A 20,808-nucleotide genomic window follows, 5' to 3' on the forward strand; every position below is an offset into this window, starting at 1 on the left:
TGCGATGCGCTGATATTCGGTGCCAGCTACAAATAAAACGCCGCCGCTTTCACAAGCGGCGGCGTTCGACCTAATGTAAAAGTGGTATTCACCACATTAATTAAAACGAAATGTTTTAATCATTTCCCTTCCGCCCCGCCTCACGCTTCTTATAAACATTCGTTGGCGTGCCGGCCGTTTACTGCCGTGCGTGACGGATTATTGTCATCAACCGTATCCTTAGTCTTCCTCGTCCATGCCCCATACGTCGAAACTTCCGAAAGCATGGTCTTTCGAGCGGTCGGTGTCATTGTTGCCTGACGGGTCTACATCCAATAATGCGCTTGCGGCGAGTATTGGTGAAATTTCTATGTTGAGCACGTATGTTGATGGTTTGATATACTTTTTCATGTCTTTTCGTTGTATTTGTTTGTTGATGATTTGATTTTTTGTTGATAAACTTCTTGCCGTTCTTTATCAGCAGCCCTTTGGCATCTGCCGAAACACGGCGACCCGTGAGGTCGTATACCGGTGCGTCGGCCTCGTATTTGGCAGCGTTGATGTCGCTGATGCCTGTCGTCTCACCGTCGAAAGCAATCTTCACGCCTTTGGCTGCGTTCGTGCCGCTGACGAGCAGATACGCCCTGTTGGCCTTAATCTGAGTGCCGGCTGGTTGGCGGAATCCGGCTACTCCGTCTTTCATTCCGAGAGTGAGCACGGTCTTACCCGGCTCGGCGGCAAGTACGGTTATGTCTGTGTCTTCGGTCACGCCTTTGAGGTCGCTTACCATGACGCCTGTTGATGTCGCTTCTTCGAATGTGAACTCACCTGCCTCATTACTTTTCACGAGCACGCCGTAATTCGCCGGGATGAAATCGAGCGTGATTTCGCTCACGGTCAATGTCGTCTCGTCGGCACTTAACTCGCCCCTGTATGCCGTCACGCCGGCGGGGATAGTGGCGTTATAGTCGAGATAGAGGCTGTAGAAGTCTGTATCGGTGGTGGTGAGGGTGTAGCTTTTGGTAGTATGAGGATATTTTACTGCTATCATGCTTGGATAGAGGACCTGTCCGTTGTCAGTAATGGTAAGTGTGTTTTCTGTTCCTGTATATGTGTATGTCAAGGTCTTTGCTTTTGTATCAACTTTATCTGCATCCTGATTGTTGAAAGACATAGCATTTACCGTGGGTGTTGGTCGGTATATACACTGGCAACACCTTTCCTCCAGCATGAATTCTTAGCTTCATATTGCGTGCCGTTGAGACTTACCTTTCTTGATTTAGTGTCGTTCGTGATGTTTTTTATATTCGCACCAATAACACTTTCAATGGTAACATTCTCCATGCTTGTCCATGTCTTTTCACCTACGGTTTTGTTTGTGTCATCAAGACTCTGCGTAAGTCCGATAGTTGTTGTCTGTGCCCATCCCATGCCGATTCCGCATGCAATGAGCATTAATAAACTCAGTATTCTTTTCATTTTAATTTGTTAATAGATTTATATTATGTCAATTTAATTTCGCGAACAAAGATAGTTAATAATATTCAAAAAAAACAGATGTGAAAATATTTCAACAGAGGGTTCTTTTAACCTTTTTTGCGATACAAATATACTTTCAGCGTCGGGTTGTGTGTTTATCAGGGTTGATGTGTCTCGTGTGTCGGTTTTGCCGGTGGAATATATTTTGCGGCCGTTTGATATAGTTTATCGCTATCGGCCTGGTGCGGTGCGTTGCCAGTGATTGTCGTGAATAATGTTTACAAAAGGTCGTTTATATTTCGATTTTTTTGAAATTAAAAGCCTGTGGGCTGAAATATCACAGTATTTTGCGATTTCGGCAACGGCCTGTCAGTCAGGTGATTATGTTTATGTGGACATGTTTTGACAGTATTTTACCGTGTGAAGGGCACCCCGTCGGGTGTGTTTATATATGGTTTTGGGTCGCGTTTGGATACCCGTTGCGACACAACGGGTATCCAAACGCAATGCAACGGGTATCTAATCATGGAGCAACGAGTATCCCGTTGCAAAAAAATGCCGTGTTTCCGGTCTTGCAACGACAAGTCGGGCGCTTTTTATTTTCTATTTCGTGGAAAAACAAAGTGTTAATTTCGTGACTTTATTCTTACATACATAGGTTCTGTCCTGCTATCGCCTTTTTGTGTCGGGAGTTGGTAAGGCGATAGGTGATGTCATGGCGGGATGTTGTTGCCCGGTATGTTTACTGCCCGGAGACCAGCGGCCACCCGTCTGCCGTCCACTCCATATTGCGGCGAACGAGCACCGGCGCTCCTTTGTCGGTGGTGCTGTATCCGTGGCAGATGAATATGTCCTTGTCTCCGAAATGATACGCCGCACTGTGTCCCACAGCCTCAAACAGGCGTTTGTCTCCCTCGATGACGACGGTGCCGCCACCATCGCGCATGTCTCGTCCATCCCGGTCGAGATACGGGCCGGCCACGTTGCGGCTGCGACCCACCGCCACCTTATATGTGCTTTCCGTTCCGCGGCAGCAGTAGTCCCACGACACAAAGAGATAGAAATATTCTCCGTGGCGGAAGATGAACGGAGCCTCCACGGGATTTTCACGGCCGCCGGTCTTGCGGCGGGCTATCGTGCGGATGCTGTCACGGCTCGCTATGTGCATGGTAGAGTCGAGCGGGGCGAGCTGTATGCCGTCCCAGAAAGAACCGAACGCAATCCATGGACGGCCATTCTCGTCGATGATGAAGTTGGGGTCTATGGCGTTCCAGTTGTCGCGCCCGCCGCGCGAGCACACCAGTGCGCCTTCGTCTTTCCATTGTGTGCCTCCGTCTCCTCTGCCGTCGGGTGCCACGAGCCTTTCGGCCGAGGCCAGTCCTATGGCCGACGTGTTCTTTCCGAATGTGGAGCAACTGTATGCCAGCCACCAGCGGCCCCGGAACCGGATGATGTCGGGTGCCCACACGTGGTCTCTGAATCCGGGCACGGAGTCGTGCGTCCACCCGGGAATGGACCCGAGTACGGGGGTGCGGCTCCACACCGTCCATTCTTTCATGTCTGCAGATGTAGCCAACTGCAAGCCGTGTCCTGTGCTCATCATGTAGTATGTGCCGTCTTGCACGGCCATTACCGGGTCGTGTACCATCGGATTGCATGTCTGTATGCTCTGCTGTGCGGTTGCCGTTGCGGCGATCAGTGCGAATAGGGATAGTGCGGTTTGTCTCATGTATGTATATTCTTAATATAGCAGTAAGGCTCCGGCCGCGGCGCTGTATGCGATCATGTGTATGGGATTGATTTTGAAAAACATGGTTCCGGCGAAGGTGGCCGCGAACAATGCTGTGCTGATGAAAAACCGCCACGGGTTTTCCGAGGGTGTGGAGAAGTTGTCGGGGGTTATGAGCAACAGAGTGGCCGCCCCGAGAAGTCCCACCACGGCGGGGCGCAGTCCGGCGAATACAGACTGTACCGTCGGGGTATGCATGTATTTGAGGAACATTCGGCTGATGACGATCATCAGTATGAGCGATGGTAGAACGAGGGCCGCCGTGGCAGTGAGACTGCCGAGGATGGCGAGCGGCTCGCCAAGTCCGGCGTTGTGTACGGCGGTATATCCGCAGTATGTGGCGCTGTTGATGCCTATCGGGCCGGGTGTCATCTGGCTGATTGCCACGATGTCGGTAAACTCGCTCGTGGTCATCCAACCATGGTTGTGCACCACTTCGGCCTGTATGAGAGACAGCATGCCGTAGCCGCCGCCGAAACCGAAAAGGCCGATGAAGAAGAAGGTGACGAATAGGTCTGTGAAAATCATGATCTTGCGGTTTTGTCGTGTGTGCCGTCAGTGTGCGGGCTGTCTGTTCCGGTGTGCTTGCCGTCTTTCTCTTTGGTCCGGCAGATGTATCTGCCGTATATCCATCCGCCGGTTCCTGCTATGATGATGACGGCTATCGGCGACACGCCGAGTGCCCATATTGCGAGTGCCGACACTATCGGAATCCAGCAGTTGGTGATGCTTATCCGTGCGCTGCGGGCCATGTTGAACGTGGGCACCGCGATTAGCGCCACCACGGCCGGGCGTATGCCTCTGAACATTGCCGCCACGATGGCGTTGTCTTGGAAACGGCGGAAGAACATGGCGATGAGAAGTATGATGACGAATGAGGGCAGGGCGGTGCCGAGTGTGGTGCACACGGCTCCGCGTGTCTTGCGCAGACGATATCCCACGAAGGTGCTTACGTTGATTGCGAACACGCCGGGACAACTCTGTGCTATGGCGATCACGTCCATAAGTTCCTCGCGGGCCATCCACCGGTGGCGGTCCACTATCTCTTTTTCGATCAGCGGTATCATGGCGTAGCCGCCGCCAAGGGTGAACAGTCCTATCTTGAAGAACGTCTTAAAGGATTGTAAGAGCATGTTTTTTTAGGAGAGGCTTTTTTAGGAGTTAAAGGAGCTAAGGGAGTTATGCAGGCCACCGCCTGTGGGGTTAAGGACAATACTGATTATAATATATATAGCTGTTATATGAACTTGATACAACTTTAAGCATTTGTCTTTAACCCCACAGGCGGTGGCCTGCATAACTCCCTTAGCTCCTCTGGTTTCTAAAAAATTATTGTCTTGCTTTTACCCATTCCCTGGCGTTCACGAACGCTTCTATCCAAGGGGTGACATCGTCTGCACGGCGGTCGGCAGGATACCATGCGTTCTGCCATGGGAAGATGGCGCGCTCCAGGTGGGGCATCATGGCCAGGTGACGACCGTCGGCGCTGCATATTCCCGCCACGGCGAAGTCGCTTCCGTTCGGGTTTCCGGGATATTCGGCACGGTTATACTTAGCCACTATGTTGTATTGGCTCTCGTCTCCGGGCAGGGAGAACCTGCCCTCGCCGTGAGCAACCCAGATACCGAGTCTGTTTCCGGCCAGTGAACGGAGCATCACACTGTCGTTCTCCGGTATGGCGAGACTCACGAAAGAACTCTCGAACTTGTGCGAGTCGTTGTGTTTCATCTGTATTTGCTTGATGTCGGAAGTCGGTTTGCCATCGAGCAGTCCAAGCTCTACCATGATCTGGCAGCCGTTGCATATACCCAGCGACAGGGTGTCTTCGCGTGCATAGAACTTTTCGAGCGCCTCTTTGGCCTTCGGGTTGAAGAGGAACGCGCCTGCCCAACCTTTTGCCGAGCCGAGCACGTCGCTGTTTGAGAAGCCTCCGCAGAACACGATCATGTTGATGTCTTCGAGTGTCTCGCGGCCGCTGATGAGGTCGGTCATCATCACGTCTTTCACGTCGAATCCGGCAAGGTAGAGCGAGTATGCCATCTCACGCTCGCCGTTGGTGCCTTTCTCACGTATGATGGCGGCTTTGATGCCGGATGGTGTGCGGCGGTCGGGGTCGATGCCGTATTGCGACAGCCGGCCGGTGAAGTATTTGTTGAACTTCATCTCCAAAGGCTGGTTCTTATAGTTGGCGTATCTCTCGGCCGCGCAGCCGTTCATGCTCTGTTTGCGGTCGAGCAGGTATGATGTCTTGTACCATGTGTCGCGCAGTGCGTCGATGTCGAACTTATGCTCGAAGTCGCCGCATTTCACTGTGATGTTGCGGTCGTCTGGCGTTGAGTAGCCGATCTTGGCAAAGCCTGTTCCGTGCTCGTCCATGAATGTGCGGAACTCCTCTTTATGCTCGTCTGATACTTCGATTATCACTCCCGGGTTTTCGGCGAAGAGTGTCTTTACGATGTCTCCGTCGGTACACAGGTCGTGCAGGTTGATGTGCATGCCGCCCTTAGTGTTGGCAAAGCACATTTCGAGCAGTGTGGTTATCAGTCCGCCGGCGCTGATGTCGTGACCTGCCATTATCCAACCGCGGTTTATCAACTCCTGAACGGCGTGGAAGGCGTCGCGGAAATACTCGGGATTTTTCACCGTGGGGACATCGTCGCCCACCTTGCCGAGACTTTGTGCGAATGCGCTTCCGCCGAGGCGCTGCTCGTCGAAAGAGAAGTCTATGTGGTAGATGGATGCGTTCTTGTCGTTCACCATTACGGGCGATACCACCTTGCGGATGTCGCTTACCTCGCCGCCGGCACTCACGATGACCGTTCCCGGGGCAATGATCTTGTTGCCGTCGGGATATTGCTGGGTCATGGAGAGCGAGTCTTTACCGGTAGGCACATTCACCTGTATGGCGCAGCAGAAGTCGGAAAGGGCCTTGACAGCACTGTAAAGGCGGGCGTCCTCGCCCTCCTGCGAGCGGCAGGGCCACATCCAGTTGGCCGAGAGGCTGAGGCTGTCCATGCCTTCCGAGAGCGGTGCCCACACGATGTTGGTAAGAGCCTCGGCCACGGATAGCACGCTGCCTGCCTCGGGCGAAGCCAGGCCTGCCTGCGGGGCGTGGCCCAGAGCGGTGGCGATACCCTTGCGCCCACGGTAGTCGAGAGCCACCACGCCGCAGTCGCTAAGCGGCAACTGTATCTCGCCCTGGCACTGCTGGCGGGCTATCTTGCCCGTAACCGAGCGGTCGACTTTGTTCGTCAGCCAGTCTTTGCAGGCCACGGCTTCGAGCTGTAACACGCGAGACACGTAAGTGTCCAGTTGCGTGTGTCCGGCTGCCTGTTGGCAACCGTTGTCCGCCTGTGTCTTGTCCGTGCAGTTGTCATAAGCCAGCCGAGCGTAGTTGCGCCGCACCGTGTTGTCTTTCATAATGGTTTTCGGTGAGTGGCCGAACATCTGGGCCACATCGAGGTCGAACGGTCTGATGCCGTCGCCCTGCTCGAATGAGAAGTGGGCGTCGCCCGTAGTCTCGCCGACCACGTACATAGGGGCACGCTCCCGCTCGGCAATCTTACGCACGTCGTCTATGTGTTTCTCGTCGATGAGCAGTCCCATGCGTTCCTGACTCTCGTTGGCGATAATCTCTTTGGAGCTGAGGGTCTTGTCGCCGATAGGCAGTTTGGCCATGTCTATCCGTCCGCCGCACTCCTCGACAAGCTCGCTGAGGCAGTTGAGGTGACCGGCAGAACCGTGGTCGTGGATGCTGACCACCGGGTTGACGTCGCCTTCGCACAATGCTCTGACGAGGTTGTAGGCGCGTTTCTGCATCTCCGGGTTGGCACGCTGCACGGCGTTAAGTTCTATTCCGTTAGAGTATCGGCCCGTATCTACCGACGATACCGAGCCGCCGCCCAGTCCGATGCGGTAGTTGTCGCCGCCCACGACAACCACCTTGTTGCCTTTCTGCGGCTCCTTTTTGAGGCAGTCGCGCTTCGTTCCGTAGCCTACTCCGCCAGCGAGCATTATCACTTTGTCGTAAGCGTACTTCTCGTTGCCCTCGCAGTGCTCGAATGTGAGCAGCGAACCGCATATCAGCGGTTGGCCGAACTTGTTGCCGAAGTCGCTCGCTCCGTTGGAGGCTTTGATCAGAATCTGCTCCGGTGTCTGGTAGAGCCATTTGCGTACCGGCAGTATGTCTTCCCAGTCTCTGTCACGGTCGCCCGAGAGCTCGTCTTCCGCGAGTCTCGGATAAGAAGTCATGTATACGGCTGTTCCGGCGATTGGCCATGAGCCTGTTCCGCCGCCCATGCGGTCGCGGATTTCTCCTCCTGTACCGGTAGCGGCGCCGTTGAAAGGCTCCACGGTGGTGGGGAAGTTGTGTGTCTCGGCTTTCAGGGATATAACGCTCTCCACGTCCTTGACGGTGAAGTAGTCGCTGGTAGTCTGGTCGGCGGGAGCGAACTGCTCTACGACCGGTCCTTGGGCGAAGGCCACGTTGTCTTTATATGCCGATAATATCTTGTTCGGGTTTTCCTGTGTTGTCTTTTTAATCATTGCGAAGAGGCTCGACTCCATCTCTTTGCCGTCGATGATGAACGTGCCGCCGAAAATCTTGTGGCGGCAGTGCTCGGAGTTTATCTGCGCGAAACCGAATATCTCGGAGTCGGTGAGCGGCCGGCCGAGCTCTTTCTCTATCTTGTGTAGATACTCTATTTCCTCTTTCGAGAGCGCAAGTCCTTCCTGCTCGTTGTACTCTTCGAGGTTGTCCACATGCTTGATGGGCTGCGGGGCGAGGTCGACGGTGAACACCGACTGGTCGAGTCCGTCGTACATGCGTTGCAACATCGGGTCATGTCCGGCCTCTTTCGATTCCACGGGGAAGAACTCTTCTATACGAGAAATGCCGTTGAGATTCATGTTCTGTGTAATCTCTACGGCATTCGTGCTCCATGGTGTTATCATTTCGCGGCGCGGACCGATGAAAAATCCTTCCATACTGTCGCCCTCTACTGGCTCGGCGTTGCCGTACAGCCAGCAAAGCTCATTGATTTCGTCGCTGTTCAACCGATGGTCTGTCTCGGTCGCTATTACGCTCTTCTGCGGAGTCTTGAAAAAAAGAATCATGCCTTATATTTTAATTAGGGGAAAAATACGTATTTGCCCGCAAAGTTACATCAAAATAAGGAGAGAGCAAAATATTAAAAGGTCTTTTTTGTATCGCGTTCAGTTGCCTTTAGCCTTGCGTTTGGCTGCCAAACGGTATGTTTTCAAAAGGTCGACACCCACTTTCACGGTGCATACCGACGGCTTGATACCGTCTGTCGTCTTGAAGAGGGGTGTCAGTCCGATAGTCGTTCCGATGTTCAGCACGCCAAACTGCATGTCCAGTTCCATGTTCATGCCGAAGCGGTTGAGCCGCAGGTAGTCGGTCACGCCGTCCGTTGCGTCGGTCGACTTGAAGTTATACTTGGCGTTTGTGCGAGCCTCGAACGACAGACCGATGTTGCAGGAGTATATGTCGTCGATGCTTTGGATGCGGAACATCACCGGCAGCCGCAACGAACCGAAGTGTATGTTGTTCTCCGTTGTCGCGGGGTTGTCCGTGCGTTTCACCATGTCGCCCTCGTGACTCATGGCATGGTTCTTGTCGAAACTGTACCGTGAGTATACCAGTTGCACGCCGGCCGATATGCCGATGGTCTTCGATTTGTTCATGGCGAAAGCGACGGAATAGGGTGTCAGGCCTATTTCGAGCGACCCGGTGCGGTGTGCCCGTGTGCCGTCGTAACTGCTGCCGAGCGGTTTTGTGACCATACTTCCGAAGCCGTACCATACCGTCGGCATGCCCGGGTCGAACTTCCGCTTGTCTAAATCCTTGATGCCCGTCATCGCCATGCCGGAGAATACGCGTTCCTCTTCGGTACCGTTGGTGAACACACTCTCTTTCGTTTTGGTCAGATAGTTGTCCTTTCGGTCGAATACCTTGAAGTCAGGCTCACCTCCCCGCTCGCCGATTACTATTCTCTTGCCTTTGTAAATGACGGTGGTGTCGTTGGTTTCTTCTGCCTGTGCCGCAATGGCGGCAAGGCAAAGCAGTGCTGTGAGTATCTTGTTTGTCATGATATGGGGCGTTTGTTTTTTATATATGGGTCGTTTGCTTTTAATGTATGGGTTGTTTCGTTCCAAGATATGGGTTATTTCTTCTTGAACAGTTTGAATACCTTGCCTATATCGGTGCCTATGCTTATCGAGGTCATGTTGGCCTTCACGCCGTCTGTTGTCTTGAATATCGGTGTGAGACCGGTTTTCAATCCGAGGTACACGGGGCCGTAGTTGATATACATTTCCAAGTTTACTCCGAAGCGGTTGAGTTTCAAAGCGTCGGACATCCCGGTTGTGTTGTCCGACGCTTTGAAGTTATACTTGGCGTTGGTGCGTGCCTCGAACGACACGCCTAACGACACGGCGCCCGGCATTTGAGGCTCTTGCAGGGTGAAGAGGAGCGGTACTCTCACCGAACCGAAGAACATATTGTTTGCCGTTGTGGCGTCGCATCCGATGCGTTCCACAAGTCCGTTGGTCATTCTCATGCCGTAATTGTGGTCGAAGCGGTATCGGGAGAACACGAGTTGCAGGCCCGATATCAGTCCGAATGTCTTGGCCCTGTCGAGCGAGACGGCTGTCCGCAGCGGTGTGACGCCCGCCTCAAACGAGCCCCACATGTTGCTGCCCATGGGGTTGCCGCTACTTCCAATTCCATCGGTAAGTTTGTTGATGCCGACCCATACGGTGGGCAACATCCCTTTCACGCCCATTGTCTGCAACTCGTTCTCGCCCGAGAAAGGCGAGCTTACGTATGTCCTTACGACGTTGTTGCCGTCTACAAACACGCTTTCTTTTATCTTGTTCGTGTCATTTTGGTATACGGTTATCTTTGTCTCGGTGTCGTTTGAGCCGATGACGAACTTCCGTCCTTGATAGTTTACCGTGGTGTCTGTCGCCTCGGTGGCGTTCATTGTGCATGGCAGTAATGCTACGATGGCTATGATAATACTTCTCATTGTCTGTTGTTTGTTTGCCGCTTGTCATGCTAAAGCGTTTATGCCGGCATGGCCTGCGTTTTGGTTTTGATTATGGTGGGGTTGCCATTTATCTTTGGTTGGCACCTTTTTGTCCGGCGCCCGGTGGGTTGCCCCGTCCTGCTTACAGTATCACTCCGAGGCCGACAGACGTCGTGTAGCACTCTGGCGCATTCCCTTTTTTGAACAGTGGAGTGAGTCCTACGCTCATGGTAACCATCAGGTTGTTGTAGCCGGCATAGAACTCGGCGTTGACGCCCATCGGATTCATTTTCAAGTTCTTTGACGGTGTCACCGTTCCTTGCTCCGTTTTGTATCTGCTTAGCTCGTTGAAGCGCGCTTCCAAGGACGCTCCCGCACCGATATACATTTCGTGATTGCTTGTCCCCAGCCGGGTCTGCCACTCCAATACGACAGGCAACTTGATCTTCTGATAGCTTATGTAGCTGTTTTTCACTTCTCCTTCTTTTATCGGCACGAGCTCGCTGCGGTTGCCGTCGAATGTCATTGTCCAGCCTTTGTCGAGGTGGTGGTGGGTGAATACATACTGCACTCCCATGCCTATGCCGAATGTTTTTGAGGCGTTGAACGATATGTTGGCGTTAATCAGCGTAAGTCCTATTTCGTATGACTTGGTGTTTCTTGTGTGAAGCGCGTTTGAGTTGCCGAACGACAGGCGGCTGTCGTTCCACAACGCGGAGTTGAAGAAGAAGTCGGGCAGATGCACGTTGAACTTGTTTTTTCCTCGCGCGTTCCACGTGTTGGGCAGAAACGGCGACGATACATATACCTGTTCCACTTCCTGTCCGTCGGCGAATGTCGTCTCCTTGACCATCCTCATGCCTGTACTGTCGTTCTTGAAGACGCTTACTTTTATCATATCCCCGTCTTCCGACACTACTATCTTCCTGTCTTTCGTATTCACCACCGTGTCTGTTTTCACTGTCGTTGTGGCTATGCTGTCGTTTGCTTGTGCGCCTATGGCCATTACAGCGGCGGCTATTAAAGTAAAGAGTTGTTTTTTCATTATATTTGTTCTTTGGGTTTTCTGTATGTTTATTGTCATTTTGAGTAGCAGATGCTCATGATGTCCTGTGGCGAAAGGTTGCCCTCTATGTATATTACCGCACCGCGGTTACTGTCGGTATTGCTGAAAAGGATGTAACGGTTGATGTTTTTTTCTTCCGCCGGCATCATGTAGTATCCGCTTACGATGCGTCCGTTTTCCACCACTTCGCGGATTTTCTTGGCCCGTTTGCGGTCTTCTTTGAGCAGCGTGGCGATATTTTCCCCATATTTTTTGTAGGTGAGGCTCTTGTAGACTTTGAGCTTGTAGCCTTTCAGTCGGGTGTCGTGCAGTTCCACCATTTTGCAACCTTTGGCGTGACCATATTGTTCAAAGGCCTTTCCTGTTTTCAGATCGCCTTGTGCCAGTGCGGTCGCTGTAGCCATGACAGCCATCAACAGGAGCATTGACAGTCTTTTGAAGATGTTGCGTTGTCTCATGTTATGTCGTTTTTTTTGTTTCTTTAAAATGTTTATATTCTCTATATCATATTTTAGTGAAAATGAGTATGCTTGTTGCCTTTCTTGCGGGTGATGTCCTGTCAATCATCATCTGCTCATCATTTTCAGTGCTTCAAACGGGTCGTCGTCCGTGCTTGATACGAGTTTGAGTGCTTGTTCGGCTTCTTGCATGGCAAGGTCGTTGTCCGTATATTCGATACCGTCTATCACCACATGGTTTATCGCTGTCGCGGGTCGATGCCTGACGATGCCGAAAACGAGCATTGCCGCTGCCGCCGCTGGGCAGACATACATCATGACGCGATGTAACGTGCGTCCGGCTTGATGTTTGTGCCGTTCCGGTTGGTGTGCCGTTTGGCTTGTGGCGGTTTCTTTCCGCTCTGCCGTCACGAAGGCGAAAATAGCCCGTAACGGCTCCCATTCGTCCGGAATGCTGTCGCCTGCCGTATTGAAATACTCTCTGAGAGCCTGTTCCTCCGATCCGGTGGTGTCTCCGTCCATGTATCTCTCTATTAGTTTCGCGATGCTTTCTTGTGTCATATATTGTTCCTCTCACTTCTGTCTTTTATTTGTCAGATGTCTTTTTCCGTGATGTGCCTGTGGCTTTTGCAGGCTTGCGGGCTTTATCTACGCATGGCGGAAATCCTTATGAACTCTTCCCTTACTTTGCGTCTTGCCCTCGACAGGTTTTGCCTCAGGCTCTCGGCTGTGCATCCGGTGATTTGCATTATCTCGCCGCTTTCATATCCTTCTATCTCTTTCATTCTGAAAATAGTGCTTTGCAGTGCCGGCAACCGGTCTACGATGGCTCTTATCAGCCTCACCTGGTCGGTCTCTTCCACTGTGTTGTCTTCCGTGTATGGTTCGGCATAGGCATTTGTCTTGTCCTGTTCAAACCTCTTGCGGCGCCACGAGTCGATGGTCTTGTTGCGAAGGATTGTCATTGCCAGAGCCTCTATGTTGCCGTGATTTTCGAGTTTGTCGCGCATGTTCCACAGGCGGAGCATGACTTCCTGCACTATGTCTTCTGCGGTGTCGTCATCTCCAGTCAGTGTGCGTGCCCGTGCCACGAGCCTTGGTCTGATTGGTGTCGTTATGCTGTTGAACGTCTCTATATTCATAATCGCTTTCATAAATAAAACGATTATGGCGGTGTTTTGTGACACCGTGACATGATTTTTTTTAGGAGTTGGGGGAGTAAGTATTTGTGTAGTAAGCAGAATTGCTTGGGAATAGTTATGTAATTCTTTTTAGGAGTTGGGGAGTAAGTATTTGTGTAGTAAGCAGAATTGCTTGGGAACAATGAAGCAATTCTTTTGAGAATTAAGGTTGTTTCTTTGGGATATTAAAGGCGTTAAGGAAGTTATAGCTCGCAAACTCGCTCGGAGGTTGAATGACAATGGCTTTAAGTGTTGGGTGAGGTGCCACGTTTATGCCCTCGGCACCCGTCGTCCTGGCTCATCCCGCCGGACTTATGATGCACCAGCAAAAAAATGTCTATATCGTATTATTTGCTTTTTACCTTTTTACTTTTAAATGGCCTTTGCTTGTGTAAAGCGTAAGCAAAAACAAGTTTCCCCTTTCTGTGAACGGCACAGACAGGGGAAGCAGGTTATAGGAATGGTAATATTTGTTGCACCTTGGTCACCAGCTTTGAGTGCTTGATGAACCATGCGCAGTTAATCTGACGGATGTTTTTGGGCAACAGGTTGGTGTCGCGGAGCTTTCTGAGAAAGTTTCTCAACGGCTTGCCTGGAGATTCCATGTCGTCTGTCATGATACCCGTGCGGGCCAGTTCGCGATTGGCCTCAATCTCGTTGATTTCCACTTTCCCTATACGAACCATATAGTCGTCAAGGCAACTTTGGATTTTCTCCATGTTCAAAGAGTTTATCATACGCGGTACTTTTTAGTTAAAAGGTTAATGCAAATATACGACTTTTTCCTATTCGGCAGTCATCTTTTTTATCTTTATTGGACAATATTGACAATAATAAGGATATTTAGGACAGAAGTGTAAGGAATGTTAACCGATTTGTTGCAATGTGAAAACAAAACGCATTTTATAATTTTAAATTAGTGTAAAAACGCCGTGTTTTTATTGTATGTTGATATTTGCGTGTGCAGATGTCAATCCTGCAGCCGGCCGACCGTAAGAAGATTAGTTTGTTGTATGATGTGCAGAGCGGAAATGAAGTGAATTAAGGCAACGGTGTCTGCTTGTTGATTTTTACAAACGGTACTTCTTACTGTCGGCCGACGATGGATTGGGGTTTTATGTACGGTCAGGATTCACGGCTTTCCTTCCATGCTTTCGTCACCTCGTCGATGCCAATCCCGAGAAGGCGCATGTCGTGGAAGATTGCCGGCAGGGTGCGTTCCATGAAGTCGGTGCGGCGCGTGTCGGCAATGTGCGCCCTTGCTCCCGATGACACGAAATATCCGATGCCCCGTTTGTTGTATATTATTCCTTTGCGGGCAAGCTCGTCGTAAGCCTTCACTGCCGTGTTGGTGTTCACCTGCAATAGCATTGCGTATTCGCGAACGCTCGGTATGCGGCTGTCTTCACCATAGGTTCCGGCAATGATTTCGTCGCACAGGCGGTCGGCAATCTGGATGTATATAGCTTTGTCGTTGTTGAAAATCATAAGTTTGTCCATTTGTTGTTGATTACTTGCATGCGGCAGAACAGTTTGTAGGAAGCCCACAGCTCGAAGGCTATCAATGCGGCAAGCGCCATGTCGGTGAGTATGAATAGGGTCGTGGGGCTTATCGGATTGTGCTGGAAGAATATCCTGTGTACATAGGACGTGAAGTCCAGTTCGATGAGGATGTAGCCCGCCGTGTATACGATAATGAATACCATGCCCATCGTGCATAGCCATGAATGTTGGCGGAAGAGCGTTCCTCCGAGAATGAATGTCATGTATCCGGTGACTATGATTTCTATAACCAGCAGCCATGTGGCCATGTCGTTTATCTGTTGGCTTATGCCGGCGTTGAAGAAAACTATGCCATCACAGAAAAAGAATATGTTTTTCAGAAACCAGAACGATACCATGCCGATGTAGCGCTGGTTCAGTATGAAGTCGAGTAATGCTCTCAGCAGGTCGGCGGCGAACAGTGCGGCGATAAACACGATAAAGGCACCTACCGACGAGTAGAGTATCTTGACAATGAACTTTTCCATGTTTGAGGCCGGTTGCATCAGCAGGCTTATCCGTTGTTGCTTAGTCTTCATCGTGGTGAATATCATCGATGCGCATACGGACATGAACAGTACTGCTATGAAAGACAAGGACGCAGCCAGTGCTTGTGCTTTGTCGGTAGAATATTCCGGACTGTATGTGTCGCCTCTTGTACTCAATATGTCGATGGCGAAGAAACACAGGATACCGAACATGATGGACAGTGTCATGCGGAGCGTCACTTTCCAGTTTGATACCAAATCCCACTTGATGGTGAGCAGCAGGCGGTTTAGATTTATATTTCTCATTTTCTTTTGTTTTTTTCTTTTGTTTGTATTTTGTCTCGGATTGTCATGTAACGGGCAGACACGTCTTTCCCGATTTACGCATTAGTGCTTTCTTTGCACATTTTCGTCACGGCGTTGAAGAGCAGTTCGAGGTTGACGGACGTTTCCGGGCTGTTCTCTTTTCTGCGCGCCATGACGGCGTTGCCCTGCAATGTGGGCTCGGCGTATATCACGTCGTCGGCCTGTTCGCCCGGCATGCGGTACTCGAAGGTGTATTTCTTGCAGATGTCGGCCACCGGGCTGTCGAGCAGCATGCCTGTGGGCGAGGCTATCAGGATGTGGTCGAGCAGTTGTTCCACGTCGTGGACCTGATGGGTTGAGATTACTATCGTGCGGTCATCGCTCATGTTTCCTGTCACCACCCGGCGGAACTGGCTCTTCGACGGAATGTCGAGACCGTTTGTCGGCTCGTCCATCAGCAGCAGGCGGGTGCCGGCGGCGAGTGCGAACGACACGTAGACTTTCTTCTTCTGGCCCATCGACAGTTCGTCGAGACGGGCGAACGCAGGCATATCGAAATCGCGCAGGCAACTGTCGAGCACCTTGCGGTCGAAGTTGGGGTAGAAAGGTGCGTTCAGTTTGATGAAAGTGTCGAGCGACACGGGCGGCAGGTCAAATTCCTCGGGAACGATGAACATGTCTCTCAGCGCCTCGGGCAGTCGCTTCTTCGTCTCATTGCCGTCAAACGTCACCGTTCCGGCCGTGGGGCGGAGTAGTCCGCAGATGAGGTAGAGCAGAGTCGACTTGCCGGTACCGTTCTTACCCAGCAGTCCGTAAATCCTGTTTTTCTCAATCGTGAGATTGAGTTTGCTGAACACGTTTCTGTTGTTCGGTGTCTTTTGTTTCTTTACAAACGGCAACCCGGTGTGGTTGGCGTATTTGAAACTCATGTTTTTGATTTCAATCATATATTTGTATTTTATGGGTTTGTCAATTTTATTATTATCGTTCTGTCTGACTTTGTTTTGTGGTGTTTCTTACACCTTTAGGCTGTGTTCACCCTCTCATGCCGGTTTGGCCTTGTGGCGTTTGCCGGTGTTCATGGCATATTTATTTTATGAACTGTGTGTATGTATGCAGCGTTTTTTTGTTTATCAATGATATTTATATCAGGGTTGTGCTGTTCGGCATTCAGACGGCTTTGTCCCAAGCTTGATTGGCGGAGTGTGATTCTCTCCCGCCGGGCTGATTTTCGCTTTGCATTGATATAATTGCATTTTAAATGACAATGTGTATTTGTGTACTACTTTGATATTACACTGCAAATGTAGTACATTTATTTTTTTTCCACAACCATTTTATGAGTTTTTTTTAATCAATTATGCGGTTTGGCTTTTTCTCATGCTTTTCCGGGTATATTTTTGTTTCTTATCCCATGAATTTACATCCGTTTTGTTATACTTGCATTGATTATGTAAGATAAATCCCATCTCCTTTTTCATTTATGTACCGAGACAATGTACGTGTGGTTTGAGCCTCCCGTATTGTCGTGTGTTGATTGCAATCTTAAAGTTTCGGAATAATCATTACAAAAGTCCTCTCATATTTCGATTGTTTTGGAATTGAAAATCCGTGGCCGCAAATAAGCGGGCTTTGGACTTGTTTGGGTAACTTGTTGTATATCAGTGATGTATGCCGTTTTAAACGTATTGCGGCTCAGGATATTCTGTTTTGTGGAGGCGGAAATGATGCGATTGGCGTCCCGTTGCCTTGCATTCAGATGCCCGTTGGCTTCCGTTTAGTTGCTAAACGCTTTGCAATATGCCGCTAATCGCTTTCCAACGAGCGTCCCGTTGCGGAAAATCGGCCGGACTATCGTATTGTATATAGTGTATTGTATAGTGCCGGTTTTTCTATTTCATGAAAAAACAAAGTGTTAAAATCGTGATGTTTTTATTACATTTTCCTGCCGTGGCTCTGAGGTGGTTCAGACACAATGGTTTCGTTAAAGAAATGAATAGAGGTGTGTTTGAAGTTAAAAAACATTAAACATGTGTTACGTTTATTCTACACCTGCGTCATAAATATATAAATTTGCAAGGCGAGATTACGGAAATATATGTCAGGATAGAGGCAAGGATGAATCTTTTACGGGATTGTGGACAGGGCGGAAAGAGATTATTGCGTGTTGTATATAATTAAGGTAATACCTTAATATATGGATGTGATATAAATATATACGGAAAACAATAAAACAAAGGAAAGGGAATAGTATGAAAAAGAACATTGTTATTATGTCGCTTGTTGCCGGCTGCATGCTCGCCACGGGCTGCGCAAGCAAGAAGGAGTTGGAAGGCTGTCGCGCTGAGAATAAGGAACTCACGGGCAAGTATCAGGATACGCGCGAGGAGTTGGCCGCGAGCAAGACGCGTGTGGCAAGTCTTGAAAGTCAACTCGCACAGCAGAAGAGAGACTATGCGGCTCTGCAACGTTCGCTCGACAAGAGTCTTACGTCTACCAGTCAGAACAACGTGAACATCTCTAAGCTTGTTGATCAGATAAACGAGTCAAACCAGTATATACGCCACCTCGTGGAGGTCAAGAGCAAAAGCGACTCGCTGAATATGGTACTGACTAATAATCTGACACGCTCGCTGTCGAGAGAAGAGATGAAAGAAGTGGATGTGCAGGTGCTCAAAGGTGTGGTGTACATCTCGCTGGCCGATAATATGCTGTACAAGAGCGGCAGTTATGAAATCAATGACCGTGCGGCAGAGACGCTGTCGAAAATAGCAAAGATCATAACCGACTACAAGGACTATGACGTGCTCGTGGAAGGAAACACCGACAACGTGCCTATCTCGCGTCAGAATATCCGCAACAACTGGGATCTGAGTTGTCTTAGAGCGTCGAGTGTGGTTCAGTATCTGCAAGACCATTATGGTGTAGACCCGAAACGTCTCACGGCAGGAGGCCGGGGCGAGTATAATCCGCTGACGACCAATGCCACAGAGATGGGAAAACAGCGTAATCGCCGTACACAGATTATCATAACTCCGAAACTCGACCAGTTTATGGATTTGATAGACAAGGCTCCGGAGCAGTAAGCGTTCTTCTGTGGGGCTCCCTGTGATTTGCGACAGCATATCTGATGGCTTACATGATGATTCGTGCGCGACTGCCAGGCAGTCGCGCACGAACGTTTTATCTCATCACGGCTTTAATCGTTTTGCCGTCTTGCCTGATTATTATGATGCCGCTGTGCGGTATCGTTTTGTCGAGCTTGCGGCCGTCGGGAGAATACATTTCGTATTTACGGTCGAAGTCTATGCCGGTATTTCTGTCCGTGACATCGCCTATGGATGATGTCGACGCGGTGCCGCTGACGCTTATGTTTTTTATTTCCCATTGCATGTTCTCGGCCGTGGTGCTGCGGTAGTGGAACGCCACCCGTATTTTCTTGCCGGCGAAAGCGTCGAGTGAGATGTCTCCCGAGTTGTTGAACGCCCAACTGTTTCCTGCCGGCCATGTGAAACCGGTGAGTGGGGTGGCCTGCCCGTCGCAGATGATTTCAACGTCAAGAACATCTTGTGGGGAATGGGTGCTGCGGTGGTTGACGGCGTGCGTGAACGAAAGGTTTGCTCCTGCATATTCCGTCAGGTCTATCTCAGGCGAGATTAGAGAGGCGTCGGAGTCGTGACCGCTGTTGTCGTAATATGCCGTGGCTATCCAACCGTACTGGTTGTCGCGTCTCCATACATTGAAACCTTCGTATGGAAGGGTGGATGCATTCTGCGTGAAGCCGCCTCCGTCGGTGGTGAAATCCACTTGAAGTATATTTTCTTCATTCGGATCGGGATTGTCGCCGCCACCATCGTCGATATATTCGTCAGCTTTGACAGTGGTTTCCGGGTCGAAAGCGTATGTGATGCTGTCACCCCATACATATTCCATAAGGTTAGGGAAGTCGACAAATGGGTTGCGGTTGCCTTGTATTTTTGATACCTCATTATTTCGTTTGATCTCCAGTTCATCCACGATATCTGTTTTCGCCCACTCTATATATAGCGTGTATGCCCATTCTTTCAGAGTAGGGTAGTAGCCTTGGGTCAGTATTTGGTTGGCTTGTGTCCCGCTCCATGTCAGGTTCTGGTATGCGGTTGCCATGTACATGTAGCCTCTGGCGAAATCGCCTTTCCATTTGTCGGCCGGTTCCCACAGCTGATAACCGTTGGTTCCCGTGCCAATCCGGGTGCATCCGTTGTCTGTCGTGACGGTCGTTACCTTTCCCATGGGATAGTTCTGCTTGCTCGAATTGATCTTTTCTTCGCAAGGCATGAGGTTATACAGATCTTTATATGCCTGGTTTTTGCTTCCGCCCCACCAGCTCTTGGGGAAAGAGTGCTCGATGTTCATCCCGCTGACAGCGCTTCCTTTTGCTCCGAAGTAACGCTTGTCGTTGCTGTACCTGTCTATGACCATACCGTCTTCGGCTTGGTCTGTGGAGTAAAAACCGTACCATGTCGTTCCGTTGCCGTTTCCGTAGTCGAGAACTTTGGCGTTTTTGATTATCTCATGTATTGCATTTTTCAGTTCGGCGCCTTTCTTGCCTTTCAGTGAGGCATAATATCCGGCCGGTATCTGTGCTGTTGCCGTAAGCGCAGTGGTTGCCATGACGAATATGGCTGCGGCGGTTTTGAAGTCTTTTCTCATCATAAAAATTCTTTTGTCGCTAAATGTTTTAATTCTGTAATTATGTAAATAATAATTAGTAAATAACGGAAAGTCTACAAAGATACATCTTTTTGGACAAAAGGAAGCGGAATGTATATAAAATAACGGGGGTACGGTAATTAACGATGAAGAAATCCGATAATGTAAATATTTTACGGTGGTTTACAGGTATATCGACTTTTTTATGGCACTATCCAAGGTTTTGTGTAAACGAGGAATACGGGATTCTAAAATTAGTTCCGTATTCCTCGTTTACACAATATTATGGACACAGCCAGAATATCTATAAGCACCCAACAAAGAGGTTGCTGCCGCAGAACTTGACAATCTGGAAAAGAAATGGGGAGGAAAGTATCCATACGCCATACGTTCATGGAGGAACAATTGGGATGACCTGACTGTTTTCTTCCAGTTTCCGCTGGAAATCAGAAAAATAATCTATACCACAAATCTCATTGAGAATCTGAACGGAAAAATCAGAAAGTACACGAAATCAAAGCTTTCATTCCCTTCGGACGATGCCGTAAAAAAGACCGTATATCTTTCGCTTATGGAGATTGAAAAGAAATGGACAATGCCTATTTCAAACTGGGGCTTTATTATGAATCAATTTATGCTTATGTTTGAAAACAGAATCCAGATATAAGAATGGAAAAGGCGCGAGAGTTTGACCCCTTCGGACACGCGGGATTTGACCCCACGGGCATAATAAGATTGACCCCTTAAAAGTCCTGGCGGCGGGGGTCAATTTTATT

Annotated in this window: 18 protein-coding genes and 1 pseudogene; 2 read left to right on the forward strand and 17 right to left on the reverse strand. The window is 49.9% G+C overall.

The window, feature by feature from the left end:
* Positions 1-286: 286 nt before the first annotated feature.
* The 16 genes from MoGM_RS01975 to MoGM_RS02050 form a co-directional block, all read right to left on the reverse strand.
* Positions 287-1,153, reverse strand: a complete 867-nt coding sequence (locus tag MoGM_RS01975) for a hypothetical protein (RefSeq protein WP_104368539.1) — start codon at positions 1,151-1,153, stop codon at positions 287-289.
* A gap of 5 nt (positions 1,154-1,158) precedes the next feature.
* On the reverse strand, positions 1,159-1,458 hold the full coding sequence (locus MoGM_RS01980; RefSeq protein WP_146078617.1) for a hypothetical protein: 300 nt from the start codon (positions 1,456-1,458) through the stop codon (positions 1,159-1,161).
* 742 nt (positions 1,459-2,200) lie between these two features.
* A complete protein-coding gene (locus MoGM_RS01985) occupies positions 2,201-3,187 on the reverse strand; it encodes a family 43 glycosylhydrolase (protein WP_104368541.1) in 987 nt (328 codons plus the stop codon).
* A gap of 12 nt (positions 3,188-3,199) precedes the next feature.
* Positions 3,200-3,775, reverse strand: a complete 576-nt coding sequence (locus tag MoGM_RS01990) for a chromate transporter (protein WP_104368542.1) — start codon at positions 3,773-3,775, stop codon at positions 3,200-3,202.
* Positions 3,772-4,380: a chromate transporter gene (locus tag MoGM_RS01995; RefSeq protein ID WP_104368543.1), complete on the reverse strand. Its 609-nt coding sequence runs from the start codon at positions 4,378-4,380 to the stop codon at positions 3,772-3,774. The genes MoGM_RS01990 and MoGM_RS01995 overlap by 4 nt, the downstream gene beginning before the upstream one ends.
* Before the next feature lie 196 nt (positions 4,381-4,576).
* Positions 4,577-8,362: a phosphoribosylformylglycinamidine synthase gene (purL, locus tag MoGM_RS02000; protein ID WP_104368544.1), complete on the reverse strand. Its 3,786-nt coding sequence runs from the start codon at positions 8,360-8,362 to the stop codon at positions 4,577-4,579.
* Positions 8,363-8,461: 99 nt separating this feature from the next.
* Positions 8,462-9,358, reverse strand: coding sequence for an outer membrane beta-barrel protein (locus MoGM_RS02005; RefSeq protein WP_104368545.1), 897 nt, complete (start codon positions 9,356-9,358; stop codon positions 8,462-8,464).
* Between the two features lie 74 nt (positions 9,359-9,432).
* Entirely contained in the window at positions 9,433-10,299 is an 867-nt protein-coding gene (locus MoGM_RS02010; RefSeq protein ID WP_104368546.1) for a hypothetical protein, read from the reverse strand.
* A 142-nt stretch (positions 10,300-10,441) separates the two neighbouring features.
* Positions 10,442-11,344, reverse strand: coding sequence for a hypothetical protein (locus tag MoGM_RS02015; RefSeq protein ID WP_146078618.1), 903 nt, complete (start codon positions 11,342-11,344; stop codon positions 10,442-10,444).
* A gap of 35 nt (positions 11,345-11,379) precedes the next feature.
* Positions 11,380-11,823, reverse strand: coding sequence for a hypothetical protein (locus tag MoGM_RS02020; protein WP_104368558.1), 444 nt, complete (start codon positions 11,821-11,823; stop codon positions 11,380-11,382).
* Between the two features lie 108 nt (positions 11,824-11,931).
* Complete coding sequence (locus tag MoGM_RS02025) at positions 11,932-12,384, reverse strand: hypothetical protein (RefSeq protein WP_104368548.1); 453 nt, start codon at positions 12,382-12,384, stop codon at positions 11,932-11,934.
* Between the two features lie 83 nt (positions 12,385-12,467).
* A complete protein-coding gene (locus tag MoGM_RS02030) occupies positions 12,468-12,977 on the reverse strand; it encodes an RNA polymerase sigma factor (RefSeq protein WP_233210125.1) in 510 nt (169 codons plus the stop codon).
* Between the two features lie 479 nt (positions 12,978-13,456).
* A complete protein-coding gene (locus tag MoGM_RS02035; protein WP_104368550.1) occupies positions 13,457-13,741 on the reverse strand; it encodes a hypothetical protein in 285 nt (94 codons plus the stop codon).
* Between the two features lie 388 nt (positions 13,742-14,129).
* The gene (locus MoGM_RS02040) at positions 14,130-14,492 is read right to left on the reverse strand and encodes a GntR family transcriptional regulator (protein WP_104368559.1); all 363 of its coding nucleotides are present in this window, start codon (positions 14,490-14,492) and stop codon (positions 14,130-14,132) included.
* On the reverse strand, positions 14,489-15,340 hold the full coding sequence (locus MoGM_RS02045; RefSeq protein ID WP_104368551.1) for a hypothetical protein: 852 nt from the start codon (positions 15,338-15,340) through the stop codon (positions 14,489-14,491). The genes MoGM_RS02040 and MoGM_RS02045 overlap by 4 nt, the downstream gene beginning before the upstream one ends.
* 74 nt (positions 15,341-15,414) lie before the next feature.
* Entirely contained in the window at positions 15,415-16,287 is an 873-nt protein-coding gene (locus MoGM_RS02050) for an ATP-binding cassette domain-containing protein (RefSeq protein ID WP_104368552.1), read from the reverse strand.
* A gap of 1,305 nt (positions 16,288-17,592) precedes the next feature.
* Here MoGM_RS02050 and MoGM_RS02055 point away from each other — a divergent pair.
* Positions 17,593-18,426 (forward strand): OmpA family protein, encoded by an 834-nt coding sequence (locus tag MoGM_RS02055; RefSeq protein ID WP_104368553.1) that lies wholly within the window; start codon positions 17,593-17,595, stop codon positions 18,424-18,426.
* Between the two features lie 97 nt (positions 18,427-18,523).
* On the opposite strand, the gene MoGM_RS02060 is transcribed toward MoGM_RS02055, so the two are convergent.
* Positions 18,524-20,035, reverse strand: coding sequence for an endonuclease (locus MoGM_RS02060; protein WP_104368554.1), 1,512 nt, complete (start codon positions 20,033-20,035; stop codon positions 18,524-18,526).
* 293 nt (positions 20,036-20,328) lie between these two features.
* Between MoGM_RS02060 and MoGM_RS02065 the strand changes: the two are divergent.
* Positions 20,329-20,699 (forward strand): annotated as a pseudogene (locus tag MoGM_RS02065) (transposase); the annotation flags it as partial.
* Positions 20,700-20,808 lie beyond the last annotated feature (109 nt).

This window comes from Prevotella sp. MGM1 (assembly GCF_002933775.1).
Classification (GTDB): Bacteria; Bacteroidota; Bacteroidia; order Bacteroidales; family Bacteroidaceae; genus Prevotella.

Excerpts from the sequence above, each read along its gene's own strand:
- MoGM_RS01995 (WP_104368543.1), bottom strand. The coding sequence starts at position 4,380 with ATGCTCTTACAATCCTTTAAGACGTTCTTCAAGATAGGACTGTTCACC.
- MoGM_RS02035 (WP_104368550.1), bottom strand. The coding sequence starts at position 13,741 with ATGATAAACTCTTTGAACATGGAGAAAATCCAAAGTTGCCTTGACGAC.
- MoGM_RS01975 (WP_104368539.1), bottom strand. The coding sequence starts at position 1,153 with ATGTCTTTCAACAATCAGGATGCAGATAAAGTTGATACAAAAGCAAAG.
- MoGM_RS02045 (WP_104368551.1), bottom strand. The coding sequence starts at position 15,340 with ATGAGAAATATAAATCTAAACCGCCTGCTGCTCACCATCAAGTGGGAT.
- MoGM_RS02005 (WP_104368545.1), bottom strand. The coding sequence starts at position 9,358 with ATGACAAACAAGATACTCACAGCACTGCTTTGCCTTGCCGCCATTGCG.
- MoGM_RS02055 (WP_104368553.1), top strand. The coding sequence starts at position 17,593 with ATGAAAAAGAACATTGTTATTATGTCGCTTGTTGCCGGCTGCATGCTC.
- MoGM_RS02060 (WP_104368554.1), bottom strand. The coding sequence starts at position 20,035 with ATGATGAGAAAAGACTTCAAAACCGCCGCAGCCATATTCGTCATGGCA.
- MoGM_RS02010 (WP_104368546.1), bottom strand. The coding sequence starts at position 10,299 with ATGAGAAGTATTATCATAGCCATCGTAGCATTACTGCCATGCACAATG.
- MoGM_RS01990 (WP_104368542.1), bottom strand. The coding sequence starts at position 3,775 with ATGATTTTCACAGACCTATTCGTCACCTTCTTCTTCATCGGCCTTTTC.
- MoGM_RS02030 (WP_233210125.1), bottom strand. The coding sequence starts at position 12,977 with ATGAAAGCGATTATGAATATAGAGACGTTCAACAGCATAACGACACCA.
- MoGM_RS02025 (WP_104368548.1), bottom strand. The coding sequence starts at position 12,384 with ATGACACAAGAAAGCATCGCGAAACTAATAGAGAGATACATGGACGGA.
- MoGM_RS02020 (WP_104368558.1), bottom strand. The coding sequence starts at position 11,823 with ATGAGACAACGCAACATCTTCAAAAGACTGTCAATGCTCCTGTTGATG.
- MoGM_RS02040 (WP_104368559.1), bottom strand. The coding sequence starts at position 14,492 with ATGATTTTCAACAACGACAAAGCTATATACATCCAGATTGCCGACCGC.
- MoGM_RS02050 (WP_104368552.1), bottom strand. The coding sequence starts at position 16,287 with ATGATTGAAATCAAAAACATGAGTTTCAAATACGCCAACCACACCGGG.
- MoGM_RS01985 (WP_104368541.1), bottom strand. The coding sequence starts at position 3,187 with ATGAGACAAACCGCACTATCCCTATTCGCACTGATCGCCGCAACGGCA.
- purL (WP_104368544.1), bottom strand. The coding sequence starts at position 8,362 with ATGATTCTTTTTTTCAAGACTCCGCAGAAGAGCGTAATAGCGACCGAG.
- MoGM_RS02015 (WP_146078618.1), bottom strand. The coding sequence starts at position 11,344 with ATGAAAAAACAACTCTTTACTTTAATAGCCGCCGCTGTAATGGCCATA.
- MoGM_RS01980 (WP_146078617.1), bottom strand. The coding sequence starts at position 1,458 with ATGAAAAGAATACTGAGTTTATTAATGCTCATTGCATGCGGAATCGGC.